The 16850-nt window shown below is 60.7% G+C and carries 19 protein-coding genes; 8 read left to right on the plus strand and 11 right to left on the minus strand.

Annotated features, from left to right (window positions below):
* Positions 1-230: 230 nt before the first annotated feature.
* Positions 231-986, minus strand: a complete 756-nt coding sequence (locus tag BLU85_RS03530) for a spermidine synthase (protein ID WP_092166839.1) — start codon at positions 984-986, stop codon at positions 231-233.
* A 142-nt stretch (positions 987-1128) separates the two neighbouring features.
* On the opposite strand from BLU85_RS03530, the gene BLU85_RS03535 reads away from it, so the two are divergent.
* Complete coding sequence (locus tag BLU85_RS03535) at positions 1129-2475, plus strand: class II 3-deoxy-7-phosphoheptulonate synthase (protein ID WP_092197614.1); 1347 nt, start codon at positions 1129-1131, stop codon at positions 2473-2475.
* Between the two features lie 127 nt (positions 2476-2602).
* On the opposite strand, the gene BLU85_RS03540 is transcribed toward BLU85_RS03535, so the two are convergent.
* Positions 2603-3832, minus strand: a complete 1230-nt coding sequence (locus BLU85_RS03540) for a winged helix-turn-helix domain-containing protein (protein ID WP_092197616.1) — start codon at positions 3830-3832, stop codon at positions 2603-2605.
* Between the two features lie 64 nt (positions 3833-3896).
* Positions 3897-4115 (minus strand): DUF1127 domain-containing protein, encoded by a 219-nt coding sequence (locus BLU85_RS03545; RefSeq protein WP_053120494.1) that lies wholly within the window; start codon positions 4113-4115, stop codon positions 3897-3899.
* Between the two features lie 97 nt (positions 4116-4212).
* Between BLU85_RS03545 and BLU85_RS03550 the strand changes: the two genes are divergently transcribed.
* Entirely contained in the window at positions 4213-5067 is an 855-nt protein-coding gene (locus tag BLU85_RS03550) for a LysR substrate-binding domain-containing protein (protein ID WP_027912697.1), read from the plus strand.
* Here BLU85_RS03550 and BLU85_RS03555 read toward each other — a convergent pair.
* Positions 5057-5806: a sulfite exporter TauE/SafE family protein gene (locus BLU85_RS03555; RefSeq protein WP_092197618.1), complete on the minus strand. Its 750-nt coding sequence runs from the start codon at positions 5804-5806 to the stop codon at positions 5057-5059. The two genes, BLU85_RS03550 and BLU85_RS03555, sit on opposite strands and share 11 nt — an antisense overlap.
* Positions 5807-5952: 146 nt before the next feature.
* Between BLU85_RS03555 and BLU85_RS03560 the strand changes: the two genes are divergently transcribed.
* The 3 genes from BLU85_RS03560 to BLU85_RS03570 all read left to right on the plus strand — a co-directional run bounded on the left by BLU85_RS03560 (position 5953) and on the right by BLU85_RS03570 (position 8239).
* Complete coding sequence (locus tag BLU85_RS03560; protein ID WP_060738541.1) at positions 5953-6414, plus strand: MarR family winged helix-turn-helix transcriptional regulator; 462 nt, start codon at positions 5953-5955, stop codon at positions 6412-6414.
* Between the two features lie 359 nt (positions 6415-6773).
* Complete coding sequence (locus BLU85_RS03565; protein ID WP_092197620.1) at positions 6774-7193, plus strand: organic hydroperoxide resistance protein; 420 nt, start codon at positions 6774-6776, stop codon at positions 7191-7193.
* Between the two features lie 35 nt (positions 7194-7228).
* Positions 7229-8239 (plus strand): alpha/beta hydrolase, encoded by a 1011-nt coding sequence (locus BLU85_RS03570; protein WP_092197622.1) that lies wholly within the window; start codon positions 7229-7231, stop codon positions 8237-8239.
* Positions 8240-8418: 179 nt separating this feature from the next.
* Here the strand turns inward: BLU85_RS03570 and BLU85_RS03575 are convergent, their stop codons facing one another.
* Both BLU85_RS03575 and earP read right to left on the minus strand, forming a co-directional pair.
* Positions 8419-8988, minus strand: a complete 570-nt coding sequence (locus BLU85_RS03575; protein ID WP_003199385.1) for an elongation factor P — start codon at positions 8986-8988, stop codon at positions 8419-8421.
* Between the two features lie 48 nt (positions 8989-9036).
* The gene (earP, locus tag BLU85_RS03580; protein ID WP_092197624.1) at positions 9037-10170 is read right to left on the minus strand and encodes an elongation factor P maturation arginine rhamnosyltransferase EarP; all 1134 of its coding nucleotides are present in this window, start codon (positions 10168-10170) and stop codon (positions 9037-9039) included.
* 121 nt (positions 10171-10291) lie between these two features.
* Between earP and BLU85_RS03585 the strand changes: the two genes are divergently transcribed.
* On the plus strand, positions 10292-10678 hold the full coding sequence (locus BLU85_RS03585; RefSeq protein WP_092197626.1) for a hypothetical protein: 387 nt from the start codon (positions 10292-10294) through the stop codon (positions 10676-10678).
* Between the two features lies 1 nt (position 10679).
* The gene (locus BLU85_RS03590) at positions 10680-11162 is read left to right on the plus strand and encodes a GreA/GreB family elongation factor (RefSeq protein ID WP_092197628.1); all 483 of its coding nucleotides are present in this window, start codon (positions 10680-10682) and stop codon (positions 11160-11162) included.
* A gap of 13 nt (positions 11163-11175) precedes the next feature.
* Here BLU85_RS03590 and cysB read toward each other — a convergent pair whose 3' ends face one another.
* From cysB to BLU85_RS03610, 4 genes are all read right to left on the minus strand, one after another.
* Entirely contained in the window at positions 11176-12150 is a 975-nt protein-coding gene (cysB, locus tag BLU85_RS03595; protein ID WP_003199376.1) for an HTH-type transcriptional regulator CysB, read from the minus strand.
* 110 nt (positions 12151-12260) lie between these two features.
* Positions 12261-12761, minus strand: a complete 501-nt coding sequence (locus tag BLU85_RS03600; RefSeq protein WP_060738547.1) for a universal stress protein — start codon at positions 12759-12761, stop codon at positions 12261-12263.
* Positions 12762-12857: 96 nt separating this feature from the next.
* A complete protein-coding gene (locus tag BLU85_RS03605; protein ID WP_072408345.1) occupies positions 12858-13763 on the minus strand; it encodes a 5'-nucleotidase in 906 nt (301 codons plus the stop codon).
* Between the two features lie 21 nt (positions 13764-13784).
* A complete protein-coding gene (locus tag BLU85_RS03610; protein ID WP_092197630.1) occupies positions 13785-14738 on the minus strand; it encodes a putative 2-dehydropantoate 2-reductase in 954 nt (317 codons plus the stop codon).
* 316 nt (positions 14739-15054) lie between these two features.
* Here BLU85_RS03610 and BLU85_RS03615 point away from each other — a divergent pair, with 316 nt between their 5' ends.
* The gene (locus BLU85_RS03615; RefSeq protein WP_092197632.1) at positions 15055-16131 is read left to right on the plus strand and encodes a 3-deoxy-7-phosphoheptulonate synthase; all 1077 of its coding nucleotides are present in this window, start codon (positions 15055-15057) and stop codon (positions 16129-16131) included.
* A gap of 175 nt (positions 16132-16306) precedes the next feature.
* On the opposite strand, the gene BLU85_RS03620 is transcribed toward BLU85_RS03615, so the two are convergent.
* Entirely contained in the window at positions 16307-16588 is a 282-nt protein-coding gene (locus tag BLU85_RS03620) for a GNAT family N-acetyltransferase (protein WP_053120470.1), read from the minus strand.
* Positions 16589-16850 lie beyond the last annotated feature (262 nt).

The following is a 16850-nucleotide window of genomic DNA, read 5'->3' on the forward strand; positions in this document are numbered from 1 at the left end:
CGTTATGGGGCTCGCCGTCAGAAGGCCTTGGGGCAGCCAGCTAAAACGGTTCACCTCCAGACGACACAAACTTCATTGTGGCGAAGGGATTTATCCCCGCTGGGCTGCGCAGCAGCCCTATCGAGGTTCAGTCATTCGCAAATGTCTCAGATAAGTCGGGGGGGCCGCTTCGCAGCCCGACGGGGATAAATCCCCTTGCCACAGGATCTTCGTCGTGCCCTGGGTTTGTGTCATGTCGCCGGGCGAATGGCCTTGATCAATGACTGCAACGAATAGCCCAGCCGCGGCGCCAGCCCTTCGGCCCTGGCGACCAGTCCTTGCATGTCCAGCTCCTGATCGAGGTCCGCCGGCACAATCAGGATTACATTGCCCTCCTTCACCGGCAGTTCCCAATAATGCCGGTGGTACAAACCGCGCAAGAGCGCCGCGCCCAATGGCTTGCCATCGTCGGTGGCCCATTGGTTGATCACCAGCCAGCCGCCCGGGTTGAGGCGTTTCTGGCAGTTTTCCAGGAACCCCCAGGCAAGATGCCCGACGCCTGGGCCGACATCGGTATAGAGGTCGACGAAAATCAGGTCCGCCGGCTCCGCCGTTTCAAGCAATTGCAAGGCATCGCCAACGCGGATGTACAGTCGCGGATCGTCGTCCAGCCCCAGGTATTCGATGGCCAGGCGCGGCACGTCGGGACGCAGCTCGATGGCCTCGACGTCTTCCAGCGGCAGGAACTTGAGGCAGGCCTGGGTCAGCGTACCGGCACCCAGCCCCAGGAACAGCGCGCTTTCCGGCTGCTCGTGACACAACGCACCGATGAGCATGGCACGGGTGTAGTCATATTCGAGCCAGCTCGGATCCGCTGTGAACACACAGCTTTGCTCGATGGCGTCGCCAAACTCCAGAAACCGGTAATCGGCCACTTCGAATACGCGGATCATGCCGAACTCGTCGTGCACCTCGGCGAGCAAATGCTCGACGCGCTCCTCTGTCATTTCATCTCCTGATGGTTGCCGTGCCGGCATGAGCCTGCGGATACGGGACAAGGACGCGATTGTCCGCGAAGCAACCGGAACAGGTCACGTACTAATTTGCTGATAACATGGCCGTCCGAGCGTAAATCACCTAGAGATCATGATGAGCCAACCCTGGAGCCCTGACAGCTGGCGCGCCCTGCCGATCCAGCAGCAACCCCGTTACCCCGACGCCACGCACCTGTTGCAGGTGGAGCAGACCCTGGCCAGTTATCCGCCATTGGTGTTTGCCGGTGAAGCCCGGGAGTTGCGCCGTCAGTTCGCCGAAGTGACCCAGGGCCGGGCGTTCCTGCTGCAAGGCGGCGACTGCGCCGAAAGCTTTGCCGAGTTCTCGGCGGCCAAGATCCGCGACACCTTCAAGGTGCTCTTGCAGATGGCGATCGTCATGACCTTTGCCGCCGGCTGCCCGGTGGTCAAGGTCGGGCGCATGGCCGGGCAGTTCGCCAAGCCACGCTCGGCCAACGACGAAACCATCGACGGCGTGACCCTGCCGGCGTACCGGGGTGACATCGTCAACGGCATCGGTTTCGACGAAAAAAGCCGCGTACCGGACCCGGAGCGGTTGTTGCAGTCCTACCACCAGTCCACCGCCACCTTGAACCTGCTGCGCGCCTTCGCCCAGGGCGGGTTCGCCGATCTGCACCAGGTGCACAAGTGGAACTTGGACTTCATCGCCAACTCGGCCCTGGCGGAAAAATACAGCCACCTGGCCGACCGCATCGACGAAACCCTGGCATTCATGCGCGCCTGCGGCATGGACAGCTCGCCGCAATTGCGCGAAACCAGTTTCTTCACCGCCCACGAAGCGCTGCTGCTCAATTACGAAGAAGCCTTCGTGCGCCGTGACAGCCTGACCAACGACTATTACGACTGCTCGGCCCACATGCTCTGGATCGGCGACCGCACCCGTCAGTTGGACGGTGCCCATGTCGAATTCCTGCGTGGGGTGAACAACCCGATCGGGGTCAAGGTCGGCCCGAGCATGGACCCGGACGACCTGATCCGCCTGATCGACGTGCTCAACCCGGACAACGACCCCGGCCGGCTGAACCTGATCGCCCGGATGGGCGCCAACAAGGTCGGCGAACACTTGCCGCCGCTGTTGCGCGCCGTGCAACGTGAAGGCAAGCAGGTGCTGTGGAGTTCCGACCCGATGCACGGCAACACCATCAAGGCCAGCAGCGGCTACAAGACCCGGGACTTCGCACAGATCCTCGGTGAAGTGAAGCAGTTCTTCCAGGTCCACGAAGCCGAAGGCACCTATGCCGGCGGGATTCACATCGAAATGACCGGGCAAAACGTCACCGAATGCATCGGCGGTGCACGACCGATCACCGAGGACGGGCTGTCGGACCGCTACCACACCCATTGCGACCCGCGGATGAATGCCGATCAATCGCTGGAGCTGGCGTTCCTGATTGCGGAGACGTTGAAACAGGTTCGGCGGTAGGTTCTTCTTCGCCAGTTGGACGGCTATCGCGAGCAAGCTCGCTCCCACAAGGGGTCCCGGGTGACCACAGGTTTTGTGTTCACAACAGATCCAATGTGGGAGCGAGCTTGCTCGCGATAACATCGGGTCAGTCACCACTTAACTGGGCCAACGCCACCGCCAACCGAACCCCACCCACCCGCTGGCAGTTAAGCTGAACCTGCTCCAACCCCAGCCAATCGGCCATGCGCCGCAGGTTGATCGCCAAGGCCTGCACGCCCTCCTCGTCCAGCCCCGGCTCTTCCTCGTGCACCGCATGCACCGCCAATCGCCCCAGGGCCCGCTCCGCCCGCAGGTCCACCCGAGCCGCGATGCGTTCATTGTGCAAGAACGGCAATACGTAATAGCCGTACATCCGCTTGTGGACAGGGGTGTAGATCTCCAGCCGGTAGCGGAAATCGAACAGTCGTTCGGTACGGTCGCGCTCCCAGACCAGCGAATCGAACGGCGACAACAAGGCACTGGTCGCTACTTTGCGAGGGATCTTCGCCGCGGGTCGGCACCAGGCCGGTTGCTTCCAGCCTTGCACCTCACAGCGCAACAGTTCGCCGGCCTCTTCCAACTCGGCCAGTCGCCCGCGACTGTCGGCCGGCCCCAGACGAAAGTAGTCGCGCAGGTCCTTCTCGGTAGCGACACCCAAGGCCTCGGCGGCATGCAGCAACAAGGCGCGCTGGGCCTGGGCCTCGTCCGGCCGAGGCTGTTGCAGGACCGAAGCCGGGAACACCCGCTCCGGCAAGTCGTAGAGCCGCTCGAACCCACGCCGCCCCGCCACCGTGACTTCGCCCGCCGCGAATAGCCATTCCAGCGCATGCTTCTCTGCGCTCCAGTCCCACCACGGCCCGGCCTTCTCCTGGCGCGTGGACAGGCTACCGGCGCCCAGGGCGCCCTGCTCCTGGACCGACGCCAGAACGCGACGGATGACATCCTGGCGTTCATGACCGAAACGCGCCAATTGCTGGTAGATGCCCTCGCCACGGGACGCCCGATCCATGCGCCAACGCATCAGCGGATACATGGACAGCGGCAGCAGCGACGCTTCATGGCCCCAATATTCGAACAGCGTGCGGCGTCGGCCCTGGCTCCAGGCGGCTTGATCGAGCAAATCGCGAGGGTAGTGGCCGAGGCGGGAGAACAACGGGAGATAATGCGAGCGCACCAGCGCATTGACGGAGTCGATCTGCAGGACGCCAAGGCGTTCGATCAGACGGTTGAGGCGCGAGGGTTGCACCGAAGCTGGCGGCGACCGCCCATCGAATCCTTGGGCGGCCAACGCCAGACGCCGGGCCTGTTTGAGGGTAAAGGACACAGTCGCGGGCATGGAGATCTCCTTGTCTGCTCGCAACCTACCTCACCAATAAGGGGTTTGTGTAGGAAAGGATGGCTCATTTGTGCATTGGGTCATCCCAGAATGGCCGAACCACTTCCTGCTCCACGTCGGCACGACTCACGCCGATGTCCTTGAGCGCCTCGTCGCTCATTCCGGCCAGCAGTTCGCGTTCGTGGTGCAATTCATACCAGCGGCTAAACTTGTGCAGCAAGGCGCTGATGGAAAAGCCGTGGGAGAGTTTGTCTATCAGTAGATAACCTTTTTGACCTTTCATCGTGATGTCCTCCGTTGGGGATGGCTCAAGTCTCGCGCTAACGCTAAGATCAATCCAACGAATGTTTCTTATGCAATACATCTCGGAGATTGATCAATTGTCGAGTTACCCGAGCATCGATACGGAAGTGCTGCGTACCTTTGTCGCCATCGCCGACCAGGGCGGTTTCACTCGGGCCGGGGAATTGGTCAATCGCACCCAGTCTGCCGTCAGCATGCAGATGAAACGGCTGGAAGAAGACGTCTTGCAGCGACGGTTGTTCGAACGCGACGGGCGCCAGGTCAAGCTCACTGCCGAAGGCCAGGTGCTGCTGGGTTACGCCCGGCGGATCCTCAAGCTGCACAGCGAGGTGTTCAATACCCTGCGCGAACCGCACATGGTCGGCACGGTGCGCATCGGCACACCGGACGATTACGTGATGCGCTTCCTGCCGGGCATCCTGCAACGCTTCGCCCAGTTCTATCCGCTGATCGAAATCGAAGTGCACTGCGAGTCGTCCAAGCAGTTGCTGCTGCGCCAGGACCTGGACCTGTCCATCGTCACCCGCAAACCGGGGGACGAAATCGGCCAGTTGCTGCGCAAGGAGCGTTTTGTCTGGGCCGAAGCCGCCTGCTTCAATGTCCATGAACAAACGCCGCTGCCGCTGGCAATGTTCAACAGCGATTGTTTCTGCCGGCAATGGGCCTGCAATGCGCTGGATGCCATGGGCCGCGATTATCGCGTGGCGTACAACAGCTCGAGCCTGTCGGCGCTCATGGCGGTGGTGGGCGCCGGACTGGCAATCACGGCACAACTGGAAAGCCTGCTGACCCCGGATATGCGCGTACTGGGCGAGGCCGAAGACCTGCCGGAACTGCCCGAGGCCAGCATCATGCTGATCCGCAACCTGCATAACCCGTCGCCGATCACCGAGTGCCTGGCCGAACACATCGTCGAAGGTTTCAAACTTTAAAGGCGAGCAACACCGCGCACAGCACCAGGAAACCGCAGAACAGCCCGCGCAACAGCCGCTCCGGCAAGGCGTGGGCGACTTTCACTCCCCAACTGATGCTCAGCAGGCCTCCGACCGCCAGCGGCAGGCCGATGCTCCAGTCCACTTCGTGGTGAAACGCATACGTGGCGAGGGTCACGCCGGTACTGGGCAAGGCCAGTGCCAGGGACAAGCCTTGGGCAACCACCTGGCTGGTGCCAAAAATGCTGGTCAGGATCGGGGTGGCGACAACGGCCCCACCGACACCGAACAGACCGCCCATGGTGCCGGATGCGGCTCCCAGCACGCCGAGCCACGGCCAGCCATACCGCATTTGCGCCGAAGCAGGTGCGGTGGCGGCGAACATGCGAACCAGGTTGTAGAGCGTCAGCGCGATCAGGAACGCCACGAAGCCGATCCGCATGCTATCGGCATCGATCCCCACGGCCCAGATCGAGCCAAGCCAGGCAAAGCAGAATCCCATGGAAGCCAACGGCAGGACATGGCGCAATTCGATGCGATTGCGCTGGTGGTAGCGCCACAACGCAAGCATGACATTGGGCACCACCATGACCAGCGCCGTCCCTTGGGCCATTTGCTGGTCGAGGCCGAACCAGACACCCAGCACCGGAATGGCAATCAGGCCGCCACCGATCCCGAACAATCCCCCCAAGGTGCCCAACAAGGCACCAAACACCAAGAACAGTGCAAATTCGAACACAGAAGACTCCCCTTTTCCTCAGGCGCTTATCCTACGCAGTCGGCGCCAGCGGGGAAACGTCACATCTATCCGAAATGTCAGAATTATCTGGCGCATTAAAGATTCGCCCGCTAGATTCGTAACGATCATTGATTGAAGGTTTTGCCATGAACACCCTGCGCGACACCCCCGAAGCCTGCGAAGCCCTGCTGCTCGACAACCAGGTCTGTTTCGCCCTGCACTCCACGTCGCTGCTGATGACCAAGGTCTATAAGCCGCTGCTACAGGCCCTGGGCCTGACCTATCCGCAATACCTGGCGATGATGGTGCTGTGGGAAAAGGACGGATTGACCGTCGGTGAAATCAGCACACGCCTGCTTACCGACCCCGGCTCGCTGACCCCATTGCTCAAGCGCCTGGAGGCCGAAGGCCTGTTGAGCCGCACCCGCAGCCGTGAGGACGAACGTGTGGTCATTGTCGAACTCACCGAACAGGGCCGTGCCCTGCGGGAAAAAGCCCTCGACATCCCCCAATGCATCCTCGCCGCCAGCGGCCAGACCCTGGAACAGTTGAAGAAGCTGCAACATGACCTGCAAGCGCTACGCGGCCATTTGCAAGACAGCCTCTGACTCTCCCCGTGGGAGCGTGCTTGCTCGCGAAGGCGCCGGTACATCCGATATCCCCGCCTACTGACCCACCGCTATCGCGAGCAAGCTCGCTCCCACATTGGATTTGCAGTGCTCACACAGCCCCCTGTGGGAGCGAGCTCGCTCGCGATAGCGGCCTCCCTACCAGCCCACAGCTGAAAAATTTTTAACATCAAGTAACCGCTCTAGATCAATAGTTTCAAACCCTTTCAGTTTGATTTTTTTACTCGTCTCGAAAATTTATCTTGCGCACAAAATATTAGCGCTATACATTCTCCTCACACCTACTTAGCGCACAAACATTTAGCGCAAATAAACAACCCTGAAACGAGGCTCCCATCATGCAAACGCTCTACACCGCAATCGCAACTTCCACCGGCGGCCGTGACGGTCGTGCGATTTCCAGTGACAACGTCCTCGACGTCAAACTCGCTACGCCCAAGGAACTCGGCGGCGCGGGCGGTGCGGCGACCAACCCTGAGCAATTGTTCGCAGCCGGCTACTCGGCCTGCTTCATCGGCGCCCTGAAATTCGTGGCCGGCCAGAGCAAACGCAAGATCCCGGACGACGCCTCGATTACCGCCCACGTCGGCATCGGCCAGATCCCCGGTGGTTTCGGCCTCGACATCGACCTGCACATCAGCCTGCCAGGCCTGGACCAGGCCGACGCGCAAAGCCTGGTGGACGCGGCTCACCACGTCTGCCCGTACTCCAACGCCACCCGCGGCAACGTGGATGTGCGCCTGCACGTGACCGTCTGACCACCAACCCTGGCCCCGAATTTAAGGAGATGCACATGAACACATTCAGCAAAGCCCTGACCGGCACCCTTCTCGCCCTCAGCGTCAGCAGCGCCTTCGCCGATGGCATTGTCGAACACAACACCCAAGCGTTTCTCGACGTGCTCAATGCCGGCACCGGCAAGCCACTGGAGCAGCTGTCGCCCAAGGACGCCCGCGCCGTCCTGGTGGGCGCCCAGGCGGGAGTAAAGTTGAGCTTGCCCAAGGCCGACGTCAGCGAGAAAACCATCCAGGTCGATGGCCAGCCGATCAACCTGACCATCGTTCGCCCCGCCGGGGTCAAGGGTGAGTTGCCGGTGTTCATGTTCTTCCACGGCGGTGGCTGGGTACTGGGCGACTTCCCGACCCACGAACGACTGGTCCGGGATCTGGTGGCGGGGTCCGGTGCCGTCGCGGTGTTCGTCAACTACACGCCCTCACCCGAGGCGCATTACCCGGTGGCGATCAACCAGGCTTACGCCGCGACGAAGTGGGTGGCCGAGCACGGCAAGCAAATCAACGTCGATGGCAAGCGCCTGGCCGTGGTGGGCAACAGCGTCGGCGGCAACATGGCGGCGGTCGTGGCCTTGATGGCGAAGGACAAAGGCACGCCGGCGATCCGTTTCCAGGCATTGCTGTGGCCGGTGACTGATGCCAGCTTCGAGACGGCGTCCTACAACCAGTTCGCCGAAGGGCACTTCCTCAGTAAAAACATGATGAAGTGGTTCTGGGACAATTACACCACCGATGCCGGGCAACGCGGCGAGATCTATGCCTCGCCGCTGCGGGCCAGCACCGCACAACTCAAGGGTCTGCCGCCAGCGCTGGTGCAGACCGCCGAGGCCGATGTCTTGCGCGATGAAGGCGAAGCCTATGCCCGCAAATTGGACGCGGCCGGTGTGCCCGTCACGGCCGTGCGCTACAACGGCATGATCCACGACTATGGTTTGCTCAACGTGGTCAGCCAGGTGCCAGCAGTGCGTTCGGCGATGTTGCAGGTGTCCGAAGAGCTCAAGAAGCACCTGTAGGAGCTGTCGAGCGAAGCGAGGCTGCGATCTTTTCCCCAGGCACTTGAGTCTCAAGCGAAAGGTCAAAAGATCGCAGCCTTCGGCAGCTCCTACAGCGCAGACCAGCGGGAGCTGGTATTGAGTCCTGAAATAAAAAAGCCCGACTCAATGGTCGGGCTTTTTCATACAGAAGGCTTCGCTTACTTGGCGCGACCTTTGTAGGAACCGCCTTCGCGGGTATCGATCTCGATCATGTCACCGATTTCGATGAAGTCAGCGACCGACAGTTCGGTACCGTTCTTCAGTTTGGCAGGCTTCATGACCTTGCCGGAAGTGTCACCGCGAGCGGAACCTTCGGTGTAGTCAACCTGACGCACGATGGTGGTCGGCAGTTCTACGGAAACCAGGCGCTCTTCGAAGAACACGGCTTCGCAGACGTCGGTCATGCCTTCTTCGATGAACGGCAGAACGCTTTCGATGTCTTCGGCGTTCAGTTCGTACATGGTGTAGTCAGTGGTGTCCATGAACGTGTAGGTGTCACCGCTGATGAAGGACAGGGTCGCTTCTTTGCGGTCGAGGATCACGTCGTCCAGTTTGTCGTCGGCGCTGTAGACGATCTCGGTCTTGTAACCGGTCAGCAGGTTCTTCAGCTTGGTCTTCATGATCGCGCTGTTACGACCCGACTTGGTGAACTCAGCTTTCTGAACCAGCCAAGGATCGTTTTCGAGACGGATCACGGTCCCGGGTTTCAGTTCTTTACCAGTTTTCATTGCGAATATCCGAATTTGGATGGGATTTACAAAAATCTAGGCCGCGTATCATATCCAATTTACATAAAACTTCACCAGCGCTGCGGCAAGATCGGGTCGCGAGGCCTGTTCCAGACACCACGCCTGGGCATGTTCGGCCAGTTCCCGCTGGTGTTCGCGGCTGGTTTTCCAATGCTCGGCCATGTCCTGGCCGGCATTCCAGGCCCGCCAGAGACCACTGGTCGCTTTTTGCGCGGCCGGTGAAAGCCCCTGATTGTAGAGCCTGAGAAATGCCTCGAGCTTTTCCAGGTGGACGTCTTCTTCCTGCTGGTAGATATGCCAGAGCAGCGGCCGACCAGCCCATTGCGCACGCACGAAGGAGTCTTCGCCACGCACGGCGTTGAAATCACAGCACCACAGCAACTGGTCGTACTGATCCTGGCGAACGAACGGCAGCACCTGCACCGTCAGTGCGCCGCGTCGATGCAGCGCACCGACCTCCAGGCCTTCGACACCGAGCCAACGCTCGACGTCGCCCAACACTCGCCCTTCGGGAACCAGCACATGAAATGCCTGGGTATCGGCTGCCATCGCATCGAACCAGCTCGCCAGCCCGGCGTTCTCGTAGGCAAACAGCGAGATCAGGCAGGTTTGCGGCGCCCGCTCGACGCCCAATCCTTGCAGGAAACTGCGTTGCGCTTCGGCATCCTGCTGGAATTGCCGACAGCGCTCCAGCAGACCGGCCTCCCGCAGCAAGCCACCCGTTCCCTCCCGAAAGCCCGGGAAAAAGAAATATTTCTGCACGTGTTTGAATTTGACCGACGGTAAGCCATGGCAACCGATCACCCAGTCTTCGGCGCTCAAATAATCGAGGTTCATCCACAAGGGCGTCGTCTGGCGCTCGGCCATCGCTTCCATGTAGGCGCTCGGCAACCGGCAGGCAAACGCGGCGATCACCACCTCGGCGGCCTCAGTGGGCTGCCAGTGCGCAGGCCAGTGGCACACTTGCACGCCCTGCTGCCATTGCTCGGACAGGGTGATATCGATTTGCGGACACAGCCGTTCGAAAGCACGCAGGTCGTCGACCCACAGCCGCACCGCGCATTGGTGCTCGGCCACCAATTGCCGAGCCAGGCGCCAAGTGACACCGATGTCGCCATAGTTATCGACGACGGTGCAAAAAATATCCCAGCGCACAGCCATTCCCGACTCCCTGTGATAAAGGCCCGATTGTCCCGAATAAACCGATCGCGCAGAAGAGCCGACGGCGATTAATCTTCATGCGACAATCAGCGCCTGCCCATGACCCTGCCAGGAAGCAGCCATGCCCGATCACTCGACATCCTCGCGCCTTACGGCTTTGCAATTGACCTTCAGCATCGCCCTGGGCCTGTGGCTGGGGTTCCTCGCCATCGTGTTGACGGGCTGGCTACTGTCCAGATTCCTGTTCAACGAACAACTGGCACCGGTGGCCGCCGCCGTCCATCAACTGGCGCAACCACCGGCGGTGCAACCGGCCCCCGAGCCGCCCACGCCGATGTTCGAGCAGTATCAGCAGAACCTGCAAAGAAACGAACAACGTCAGGCGCTTGATCAGGCCCGCAGCAATCCTCGCAACCTGTCCAACCCCAAGTGCCAGTTCTGGCTGCAACAGGACCAGAATGCACCCAGTGAAAAAAGCCGCGCCAACGTGCTGCAATTCTGCGAATGACATGAACAAACAGACCGTCCACCAGTTGATTCTCGCCAAGCTCGAGATTGATCTCGATATCGCCGAACGCGCCGCGCAAACCGCCTACGAAACCGCGACCCACGAAGAAAACATTGCCGAGAACAAATACGACACCCTGGGCCTCGAGGCGTCCTACCTCGCCGCCGGACAAGCCAGGCGCGTGGAAGAAATCCGCCAGGCGCTCACCCTTTGTCAAAACCTGACGTTGAGGCCTTACGATCAGCAGCGCGGCGTTCAGGTCGGCACATTGATCGGACTGGAGGATGAGCACGGCCGCCAGCAATGGCTCTTCCTCGGGCCGGATGCGGCAGGCTTGAAGGTCTCGCTGGTAGGTCAGCCGATCACCGTCATCACCCCTCGCTCACCGCTGGGCCGAGGCCTGCTGGGCAAGTTCGAAGGGGATGAGGTGGAGATCGTGGTCGCGGGCGCCCGGCAACAGTTCACTGTCACCGAGGCGATCTAGACAGGTAACGTTTTTAGTGCACCGGCAGTTCGACGCCGTCGAACAACTCTTCGAGTTCCTGCTTGTTGTGGCACTGGATGGCCTTGGCCATCACTTCCCGGGTCAGGTGCGGCGCGAATTTCTCGATGAAATCGCACATGAAACCGCGCAGGAAAGTGCCACGACGGAAACCGATCTTGGTCACGCTGGATTCGAACAATTCGCTGGCATCCAACACCACCAGGTCACTGTCGAGCTTGGTATCGACGGCCATCTTCGCGACGATACCCACGCCCAGGCCCAGGCGGACGTAAGTCTTGATCACGTCGGCGTCGGCGGCGGTGAACACCACTTTCGGTGTCAGGCCACGATGACTGAAGGCTTCGTCGAGCTTGGAACGACCGGTGAAACCGAATACGTAGGTGACGATCGGGTATTCGGCCAGGGCTTCGAGAGTCAGCTTCGGCAGCTTGGTCAACGGGTGGCCCTGGGGCACGACCACGCAGCGATTCCAGCGATAGCACGGCATCATCACCAGGTCCCCGAACAGCTCCAGGGCCTCGGTGGCAATGGCGAAATCCACCGTGCCGTCGGCAGCCATCTCGGCGATCTGCATCGGCGAACCCTGGTGCATGTGCAGCGCCACGTCGGGGTATTGCTTGATGAAATTGCTGATCACCGGCGGCAGCGCATAGCGGGCCTGGGTGTGCGTGGTAGCGATCGACAAGGTGCCTTTTTTCTCGTTGGAGAATTCCTGGGCGATCTGCTTGATGCTTTCGACCTTGCGCAGGATCTCGCCAGCCGTGGTGATGATGCGCTCACCGGCCGGGGTCACGCGGGTCAGGTGCTTGCCGCTGCGGGCGAAGACTTCGACGCCCAGTTCGTCTTCCAACAGGCGGATCTGCTTGCTGATGCCGGGTTGCGACGTGTAGAGGCTTTGGGCAGTAGCGGAAACGTTGAGGTCGTGGTGCGCCACTTCCCAGATGTAGCGCAGTTGTTGAAGCTTCATATGTATCCCTCAAAGCAGTTGGACGCCACGGGCATCAGCGACGGTATATAACTATATGGAAGGTCACGACAATAAATCTAGAACTTTTTATAAAACGCCATCATTTAGCCTCAAGCTTCGCCCTGACGTCGACGCTGGACCAGCGGAACCAGGTAGACCGGTACCCGGGATAACTGCAATACCCGGGCAGCGGTCCTGCCCAAGGGGGTTTCACCGTTCGCCCCTTGGCAATGACTGCCTACGATCAGCAAATCAACGGAGAGTTTCGCAGCCTGCTCCAGAATGACCTGGGAAGGATCGCCCTGGTACACCCTGACCGACCTGATCAGTTTCAAGTCCTGTTGCCCCTCCCCCAATTCCTCACGGAAACTGTCGAGCACCCGCTGTTCGATATTGGCCATCACCGTATTCAGACCTTGGCGATGGAATTCGTTCAGCGCCTGCTCATCGAGATAGCTTTGCAACACCGATTCGGCGAACAGCCCCATCGGTTCCACCGCATGCACCACATACAACTCGGCTTCAAACGTCCGTGCCAGCGCCAAGGCATGCTGCATCACATAAGGGGCATAAAGGCCCAGGTCTGTGGCGTACAGCATCGAACGAATCATGTGACCTCCTCACGTGCCAGAATGGCGGAGATTGATTCAGCTTAGCAGCGCCTCGGAGACTGCGACGTGCGGCCTGGCGTCCCGACTCAGCGGCAGTCAGGGCTTTATTTCGTTACTGATGCCATGGGGCACGTGACCGGTGGCGACCACCTCCCGGGCCAATTCGCAGTGGCCGGTCTGGTCATCGAAAAACACATCGGCGGCAAAGGCCTCCAGGAAAGCCGATTTGGTCAGGCCACCGAGAAACAGCGACTCGTCCAAGCGGATATCCCACTCACGCAAAGTCCGGATGACCCGCTCATGGGCCGGTGCCGAACGGGCGGTCACCAAGGCCGTGCGGATGGGGCAGGCATCCTCGGGGAACTCGCGCTGCAGCGCGTTGAGCGCCGCCAGGAAGCCCTTGAACGGCCCGCCTCGCAGCGGCTCACGGGCAGCCTGTCGCTCGCTGGCCTGGAAAGCTTCCAGGCCACCGGCCTGATAGACACGCTCCGACTCATCGGAAAACAGCACGGCATCGCCATCGAAGGCAATGCGCAGTTCTGCGCTGGCGGCGCGACTGGCCCCACCCGACAGGATGGTGGCCGCGGCAAATCCGGCGTCCAGGGCGCTGCGCACGTCTTCAGCGTGGGTGGACAAGAACAGGTCGCAGCCGAATGCCTTGAGGTACGGGTAAGGGCTGCGGCCGCCAACGAAGGCCGCACGCGAAATCGCCAGCCCATAATGATGGATCGAGTTGAACACCCTAAGGCCGGTGTCGGCACTGTTGCGCGACACCAGGATCACCTCGACCCGGGCACGCCCCAGGTGTTCGTTGAGGTCCAGCAGTTTCTGCACGAGGGCGAACGCGTCACCGGGTGCCAGGACTTCGTCTTCATGCTCGATCTGGTATTGCCGATAGGCCTCGACGCCACTCGACAGGTATACCTTGTGGCTTTCCCTGAGGTCGAACAACGCCCGCGACGAAATCGCCAGCACCAGTTTGTCGTCGATGTTGTTTGCCATGCCACTCCCCTTTCGCCCCGCTCAGCGGTTACAGCGATCCATGAACGCCAACGCCTGATACAAAGCTTCTATTTTCGGCAGCTCACACCCTGCCGCTTTCGCCGCCGCCAATGGCCGGCCGTAGATCGCATCCAGTTCCAGCGCTCGCTTGTGGGAATAATCGTGGTACATGCTCGGCCAGTAATCGGGCATCTTCTCGGTCATCGTGAACAGATACTCGGCATAACCCGGCACGATGTGATGCCCGCAGGCTTGCGCACCGCGGACCACCTCCGCCATCAGCGCCTGGATCAGTTCGCGGCTATGATCGTTGGCCATCAACGGCGTGGTACTGGCGCCCAACAAAACCGAAAGACCGTTGTAGGGCACATTCCACACCAGCTTCTGCCAGCGGGCCTGTTGCAAGCCAGGCATGGCCTGGGCCTCGATACCGGCGCTGCGGAACAACGTCGCCGCCTCTTCGACGATCGCCATGCGTTGCGCCTGATCGGTACAGGGACCGCTGTGATAACCGACGTTGACCGCGCCAAGTGCCTGGTGGGCGATGACGCCAGGACCGATGCGATGCACGCAGATCAGGCACAGGCCACCCAGCAGATGCAGCGAATCGGGCAACAACGGTCGAAGATCGTCCTCCACGTCCAGGCCGTTCTGCAGTAACAGGACTCTTGCCCCGTCAGCGGCAGCCTGGGCAATGGCCGGCGCCAGGTCGGCATTGCTGGTGGTCTTGGCGCCGACCAGCAGCCAGTCACAGGGCGGCATATCGGCTGCCGAGCGATAGGCCTGGACGGGGTCGAGGGCCAGCGCGCCATGGACCGCGCTGTCGATTCGCAAACCGGCTTCGGCCACGGCAGCAAACTCGCTGCGCAGTAAAAAGTGCACGTCAAAACCGGCACGCGCCAGCATCACGCCATAAAACCCGCCAATCGCCCCGGTGCCGATCATCCCGATCCGCGGTTTAACCCCTGCCTGCATCGTTGCAACTCCCCTGGTAAAAAGCCCCTGCACATCATTACACAGCCTGGTTCTGTAGGAGCTGGCGAAGCCTGCGATCTTTTGATCTTTCGCTCTCGACTCAATCGGCTGTGGAAAGATCGCAGCCTCGCTTCGCTCGACAGCTCCTACGAGACCAATAGGAGCAAGCCCTTGCCACAATTAAACCGAGCCCTGCCCATTGTCGAGCCACCTCGTAACGCGATAAGGTTCGGCTCCCCGACGCGCTTAAAATCCGCTGTGCACCGCCGCGCGGGGATCGCTGGCGGCCGGCACCCGTGACCTGACGAGTAACACGATGGCTGATTTACCGATCAATGACCTTAACGTCGCCTCCAACGAGACCCTTATCACGCCTGACCAGCTCAAGCGCGATATCCCCCTGAGCGACGCAGCCCTACGCACCGTGACCAAGGGCCGGGAGGTCATTCGCAACATCCTGGACGGCACCGACCATCGCCTGTTCGTGGTCATCGGCCCCTGCTCGATCCATGACATCAAGGCTGCCCACGAATACGCCGAGCGCCTGAAAGTGCTGGCGGCGGAAGTCTCCGACACCTTGTACCTGGTCATGCGCGTGTATTTCGAGAAACCGCGGACCACCGTCGGCTGGAAAGGCCTGATCAACGACCCGTACCTGGATGACTCCTTCAAGATCCAGGACGGCCTGCACATCGGTCGCCAGCTGCTGCTGGACCTGGCGGAAATGGGCCTGCCCACCGCCACCGAAGCCCTGGACCCGATCTCGCCGCAGTACTTGCAGGACCTGATCAGCTGGTCGGCCATCGGCGCGCGCACCACCGAATCCCAGACCCACCGCGAAATGGCCTCCGGCCTGTCGTCGGCGGTGGGCTTCAAGAACGGCACCGACGGCGGTCTCACCGTAGCGATCAACGCCTTGCAGTCGGTTTCCAGCCCGCACCGTTTCCTGGGCATCAACCAGGAAGGTGGCGTGTCGATCGTCACCACCAAGGGCAACGCATACGGTCACGTGGTGCTGCGCGGTGGCAACGGCAAGCCGAACTACGATTCGGTCAGCGTCGCGCTGTGTGAGCAGGCACTGAACAAAGCCGGGATCAAGCCGAACATCATGGTCGATTGCAGCCACGCCAACTCCAACAAGGACCCGGCACTGCAACCGTTGGTGATGGAGAACGTGGCCAACCAGATCCTGGAGGGCAACCAGTCGATTATCGGCCTGATGGTCGAAAGCCACTTGAACTGGGGCTGCCAGGCAATTCCGAAAGACCTCGCCGACTTGCAGTACGGCGTCTCCATCACCGATGCCTGCATCGACTGGAGCGCGACCGAGAATACCCTGCGCAGCATGCACGCCAAACTCAAGGACGTGCTGCCGAAGCGGCAGCGTAGTTAATAAAGATCGCAGCCTCGTTTCACTCGACAGCTCCTACACAGCTCCTACACGGCCTCTACACGTATTTGGGTGGGGATGTAGGAGCTGGCGAAGCCTGCGATCTTTTGCTCTCTTTAAGGCATAAAAAAAAGCCGGACTTTTCAGTCCGGCGTTTTTTATTGGGGAATCCGTTTTCTCAGAGCTTCGCCGCGTGCCGCTGGTGGCGCTCCATGTAACGCTCCACGTAGGAGCAGGACGGGATCACCGTGTAGCCCATCTCTTCAGCGTACTGCAGCGCCCTTTCGGTCAGCGCTGCCGCGATGCCCCGGCCGCGCAAGGCGTTGGGCACGAAGGTGCGATAGATATCCAGGGTCTGCTTGCCCAGGTCCATATAGGTCAGATAGGCACGATGACCGTCCACATTGGTCTCGAACTGATGACCAGCCTGGTCATGGTGGATGGTAACCGCCTCGCTCATCACTACTCCTCGCGGGTCTGAATGCCGACCCCTACCTTACCGATGTTTTTCCGGCGAAGGAACATCTACGCCACCCCGTGCCTTCCTGGTCACCGAGCACCAAAACCGATCCGCTCAAACCCGAGCACGTCGTGAATAGTAGGCACCAATGACGCAAATGCTCAAGGCACGCCTGTCATCGAAGCGGTAAACCTGGTCGGGTTTATCGATTGAGCGCCATCGTCAAGCGGTAGTCGGTCACGGTGCAATAGCTGAACATCGC

The sequence above is a fragment of the Pseudomonas sp. NFACC14 genome (genome assembly GCF_900106885.1).
Classification (GTDB): Bacteria; Pseudomonadota; Gammaproteobacteria; order Pseudomonadales; family Pseudomonadaceae; genus Aquipseudomonas; species Aquipseudomonas fluorescens_AA.